6 protein-coding genes and 1 pseudogene are annotated in these 4,982 nt (G+C 61.0%); 4 read left to right on the top strand and 3 right to left on the bottom strand.

All coding sequences use genetic code 11. The annotated features are described in order from the left end of the window. Positions 1-355 (top strand): gamma-glutamyl-gamma-aminobutyrate hydrolase family protein (locus tag EN993_RS31290; RefSeq protein WP_164757924.1); only part of this gene is annotated, 355 nt, incomplete at its 5' end. A gap of 104 nt (positions 356-459) precedes the next feature. Further along, on the top strand, positions 460-1,005 hold the full coding sequence (locus tag EN993_RS31285) for a DUF1697 domain-containing protein (RefSeq protein WP_126069067.1): 546 nt from the start codon (positions 460-462) through the stop codon (positions 1,003-1,005). A 47-nt stretch (positions 1,006-1,052) separates the two neighbouring features. Here EN993_RS31285 and EN993_RS31280 read toward each other — a convergent pair whose 3' ends face one another. Next, a complete protein-coding gene (locus tag EN993_RS31280) occupies positions 1,053-2,510 on the bottom strand; it encodes an NCS1 family nucleobase:cation symporter-1 (RefSeq protein ID WP_109668992.1) in 1,458 nt (485 codons plus the stop codon). Positions 2,511-2,767: 257 nt separating this feature from the next. After that, a complete protein-coding gene (locus EN993_RS31275; RefSeq protein ID WP_245469021.1) occupies positions 2,768-3,484 on the bottom strand; it encodes a LysR substrate-binding domain-containing protein in 717 nt (238 codons plus the stop codon). Between EN993_RS31275 and EN993_RS31270 the strand changes: the two are divergent. Together EN993_RS31270 and EN993_RS31265 are read left to right on the top strand one after the other, a co-directional pair. Next, a pseudogene (locus EN993_RS31270) lies at positions 3,462-3,839 on the top strand (ABC transporter ATP-binding protein); the annotation flags it as partial. The gene EN993_RS31275 and the pseudogene EN993_RS31270 overlap by 23 nt on opposite strands. Before the next feature lie 138 nt (positions 3,840-3,977). Beyond that, entirely contained in the window at positions 3,978-4,280 is a 303-nt protein-coding gene (locus tag EN993_RS31265) for a DUF982 domain-containing protein (RefSeq protein ID WP_109669342.1), read from the top strand. Positions 4,281-4,449: 169 nt separating this feature from the next. Here the strand turns inward: EN993_RS31265 and EN993_RS31260 are convergent. Beyond that, positions 4,450-4,982, bottom strand: a 533-nt coding sequence (locus EN993_RS31260) for a helix-turn-helix domain-containing protein (RefSeq protein ID WP_127265696.1), incomplete at its 5' end; no start/stop codon positions are given.

Raw genomic sequence — 4,982 nt, 5'->3', positions numbered from 1 at the left:
GGAGAAGCGCCGCGAAACCGGCGATCTCGGCGGCACGATGCGGCTCGGCGCCTATCAGGCCGAGCTCGCCAAGGGATCCAAGATCGCCGAGATCTATGGCGACACGCAGATTTCCGAGCGCCATCGCCACCGCTACGAGGTTAATGTCGACTACAAGGAGCGGCTCGAGGATTGCGGCTTGGTGTTTGCCGGCATGTCGCCCGACGGCGTGCTGCCGGAAACGGTCGAGTATCCCGACCATCCCTGGTTCATCGGCGTGCAGTATCACCCGGAACTGAAAAGCCGGCCGCTCGACCCGCATCCGCTGTTTGCCAGTTTCATCGAGGCGGCGGTGGAACAGAGCCGACTAGTGTAGCTCTAAATCAAAGAGATAGAGCATGATGTCTGGACAAACGGTGCCCGTTTGTCCGAGAAAACCGCTTCACACTTTTCGGCATCATGCTCTAGGCCGGTCGGACTATGCAGACCTATGTCGCGCTGCTTTACAGCATCATCCTGGGCGAGGGGCGACGGGTCGTCATGGCCGACCTCAAGGCCATGGCCGAGGAGCTCGGGCTGAACAACCCGCGCACGCTGGTGGCGACCGGCAATCTGTTGTTCGAGGCGCCGGCAACGGACATCGCCGATCTGGAACGGCGGCTGGAAGCAGCCTTCGAAAAGACCTTCGGCCGCCATGTCGATATCATCGTGCGCGGTGCCGAGGACTGGCTGAAGCTTGCCGCCGGCAATCCGTTTCCGGACGAATCCGCCGAGGCAGGCGACCAGGTGGCCGTGCGGGTGATGCGCAAACCTGCACCCGTGGACGCCGTGGCGGCGCTCCAAACCTATATCGCCGAGAACGAGAAGGTTGTGTCGGTCGGCGGAGACATCTGGGTCGTCTTTTCACGCGAGAGGCCAAGTTCGCGGCTGCTTGCGGCGACCAACCACAAACGCATGGGCATCGGCACCTCGCGCAACTGGAACACCGTGCGCAGACTGGTCGAGATGGTGGACAGTAGGCAGTAGGCAGTAGGCAAGCTGTTCTCTGCTCGCCAGCACCTACTGCCTCATTTTCAAGCCTTTGCCGTCTTCGCTCCGGCGCCCAAAGCGGCGGTGCGCAGCACATAGTAGATGATGCCGGCAATCGCCACGCCGAAGAACCAGCCATAGACGCCCCACCAGGACGGCAGCCAGTTGGTGAAGTTCGGCAGGATCGATGAGAAAATGGCGCCGATGCCGGCTGCGATGAAGGCGTTGACGTGCCAGCCGCCCTGGAAGCGGAACTCGCCGTCCTCGCGATAGAGCGCCTCGACGTCGACCTCGCCCTTCCGGATCAGATAGTAGTCGACCATCATCACCCCGAAGATCGGCCCCATCGTCGCGCCGATGATGTTGACGAAGGAAGCTGCACTGCCTTCCCATGGCGCAAAGGGATAGAGCACGAGCGCGATGATGGCCGCGATGTAGCCGCCCTTCTTGAAGTCGATCTGCCGGGGAAAGACGTTGGAGAAGTCGAAGGCCGGCGAGACGAAGTTTGCCACCACATTGATGCCGAGTGTTGCTACTGCAAAGGTCAAGGCTGCGAGTGCTGCCAGGAACCAGCTGTCGAATTTCGCCGAGATCTGGTCGGGATGCAGCAGCACTTCGCCATAGACGTCAAAGGCGGCAATGGTGGTGACGCCGGCGACCAGCGAGAACAGGATCAGGTTGATCGGCAAGCCCCAGATGTTGCCCTTACGCAGCGATGCCTTGTCTGGCGCGTAACGGGCGAAATCGCAGAAATTGAGATAGAGCGCGGAAAAGTAGGTGACCCAGATCGCCGCCACCGCAAACAGCGATGTCCAGGAACCCGGCGTGCCGGGCACGCCCGCATCCTTGGTCTTGTCCAGCAGCACATCCATCGGGATGTCGCTGGTGAAGGCAAATCTCCCGGATTTGACGCAGAGATAGATCGCCAGCACCAGCATCATCACCCAGACCGCTGGCCCGGCCCAGTCCTGAAAGCGGCGCACTGTTTCCATGCCGTTCTGGATGATCAGCAGTTGCAGCGCCCAGATGACCACGAAACAGATCACTTCGAGGCCAGTATGGCCGAGGAAATGCGTGCTGGCGTTGAAGTCGGCGAACCATTGTGAACGGATCAAAAGCGCCACGATGGCGCCGGAGGCGGCGGCCGTCTGTGCGCCATACCAGAAGCAGGCGACGACGGCGCGCACCAGCGCCGGTATGTTGGCGCCCCAGATACCGAAGGAGGCGCGGGCTAGCACGGGGTAGGGCACGCCGGTCTTGACCCCGGCATAGCCGACCATGTTCATCATCACGTAGATGATCAGCGAACCGATGCCGATGGCGATGATGAAGTTGACGAAGCCGCCGCAGAACAGGAACAGGCTTGCCGCCAGATAGTAGCCCCAGAGGCTGTGAACGTCCGACGTCCAGACGTTGAAGATCGAGAATGGTCCCCAGTTTCGGATTTTGGCTGGAGCCAGATCCTCGTTGTACAGATCAGGTGAAGCACCCTGTATTGTCATTGCAATGTTCCCCTTTTGCAGCACGCGCCCTCACGCGTTGGCCGCGTGCAGGTTAAGCCTGACGCAGGGGAACGGACAAGCAACCTATTTGCCGGCTTTGGCCTTAAAGATATTCAATGCGAACTGCGATTATCGACGGGCCGCGATGGTGGGCCGCCTCTGCACTTGGCGATCGATGATTCGAAATTCGACGTTGGGATTTCAATCTGAAGCAGCTCCCGGCACTCCCGACATCCGCCGGCAACGGCAGAGTCCGTCTAAGCGAGGGTCATCACCCGCTTGTGGTCCGCGACTTCGGCGAGCAGCCAATCCTGAAACAGGCCGGTGCCTGGCTTGTTGCCGATGCTGCGGCGCTGATGCAGGTAAATGCCGGCCGGGTAGGTGTGGCGGGCACGGAACGGGGCGACAAGTTTGCCTTGCTGCAGAAAATCTTGCGCCATCATCGTGTCCGCAAGCGCTATTCCGGCGCCATTGATCGCCTCGCGCATGATCAGCGTGCAGTCATCCAGTGTTGTGCTGGATTTCGGCGTCGTGTCCAAAACACCTTCCTGCTCCAACCACCGCTTCCACCTCATGGTCTCGCATTCATGGATCAGATGATGATTGACCAGATCGGCTGGCGATCGCAGCGGCACCGGCCCCTCCAGCAGCGAAGGCGCACAGACCGGCGTCAGCAGCAGTGGGATCAGCAGTGTCAAAGCCGGGCCGGCCTTGTAAACGAACTCGTCGACAATGGCCAAATCGAAATTGGCCCGCTTGCCTGAAGTGGAGATCTCCAGATCCACGGACGGATGCAACCGGCGAAAGTTCGGTAACCTGTCCGCCAGCCAAAGGTTCAGAACGGCCGGTACGCACAAGACCCGGACACGTTGGATCTTGCTGTGGCGCGAGCCCTCGGAGAGGCTGACGTCGTCGGTGGCGCGCCAGATGGCCTCGAACGCCTCGGAGAGGCTACAGGAGAAGCTGCACCTCACCTACATCTTCATCGCTCACGACTTGTCCGTCGTGCGCCAGGTGTCGACCCGCATCGCGGTCATGTATCTCGGCTCGATCGTCGAGGAAGGGCCGGCGGAGGAGGTGTTTGCAGCACCAGCCCATCCTTATAGCCAGGCGCTGATCTCGGCGGTTCCCGTTGTGGAGACGACGCCCAGCGGAACGCGCAAGCGCATCATCCTCACCGGCGACGTACCGAGCCCGCTCAGCCCTCCGTCCGGGTGCCGTTTCCACCCCCGATGCCCGATCGCAGCGGAGCGCTGCCGTTCGGAGCGGCCGCAACTGAGGGAATACCGACCGGGTCGCAAAGTCGCCTGCCACTTCCCGACGGTATAGGCGACATTCATCACCGCGCGCGGTGATCGCATTCGCTTGACAGATTTTTAAAGATTCCATTTTTTTGTGGAACCAACTGGCGGATTGTGCGTTTGGTGGGGTTCGATCGAGCGCATCGCGGTCGACCGGGAGGAAACGATGGATTATCTGCATTTCTTTTCGCCTGTGCGAATTTCGCGCGGGCAGGGGCATCCTGCTGAAGAAATCGATAGTGTTGCCGAGGCCATGGTGTTCTTGCGGAAATGGCCGACGGGACGGCGCGGTCCGGTTTATCGGTGCGCGCTGAATTGCTGCTCGGCCGCTTTGTCGGGCCAGATGTCGGCCGAGGAAGCAAGGAAAGCGTTCACGGGCTTTGCCCGCATCACGCGCCTTCTCGATGATGACATGGCGCTGCCGATGGCCGGCGAAAACATGGCAAGCGTGTACGCGCTGCGGCGTTAGCCGCCTGTCGTCTTGACGGTTTTGCGAGGTCTCGCGCCGCGGTAGCGCGGGTCTTGTCTTGCGCCGTTGCCGATGCCCAGTCGTCAATACCCCGAGGATGATCGCCTTCGTATCCACGGCCGATCACTGCGGAGGCCGAGGCGGCGGTCGCTTGACTGAATACCGCGGATCATTCGCTCATATTGTGAAGCGCATCGTGCTTGACGATTTCGACGCTGCGCAGGTTGAGCAGGCGGATGACGCCCTTGTCCTTCAGTCGGGTGAAAACCCGCGACACGGTCTCGATGGTGAGGCCGAGATAATCACCGATGTCCATACGCGACATTGGTAGTTCCACCTGCCGCAATCCGCCCTGCCGCTCCGCTATGTCGACGAGGAACGCGGCGACGCGTTCGATGGCGCTCTGGCGACCCAGGACCAGAAGGTGTTCCTGAGCTCTGGTCAACCCTTTTAGCGCCAGGGGCAGCAACTGATGGGACATGTCCGCTCCAGCCGTGAGGCGGAAGACGCGGACCCCGGTGGAATTGATCGCTTCAGCAAAGAAATGGTGCGTCGTGTCGGCTTCGAAGCCGAATGTCTCTCCGGCGAGGTGAAAGGCACTGATCTGCCGGCGGCCGTCGGCAAGCAGGCGGTAGACGCGGACGGCGCCGAATTCCACCTGGTAGAAGGCTCCGGCCTTTTCGCCCTGGGCGTAGATTTCGG

This window comes from Mesorhizobium sp. M7D.F.Ca.US.004.01.2.1 (genome assembly GCF_003997785.1).
GTDB classification, from domain to species: Bacteria; Pseudomonadota; Alphaproteobacteria; order Rhizobiales; family Rhizobiaceae; genus Mesorhizobium; species Mesorhizobium loti.
Note: the sequence above shows the minus strand (reverse complement) of the source record. Positions and strands in the feature narration are given on the sequence as shown.

What these genes read in the sequence shown, in the direction of transcription:
- EN993_RS31265 (WP_109669342.1), top strand. Translation starts at nt 3,978, where the DNA reads ATGGATTATCTGCATTTCTTTTCGCCTGTGCGAATTTCGCGCGGGCAG.
- EN993_RS31285 (WP_126069067.1), top strand. Translation starts at nt 460, where the DNA reads ATGCAGACCTATGTCGCGCTGCTTTACAGCATCATCCTGGGCGAGGGG.
- EN993_RS31280 (WP_109668992.1), bottom strand. Translation starts at nt 2,510, where the DNA reads ATGACAATACAGGGTGCTTCACCTGATCTGTACAACGAGGATCTGGCT.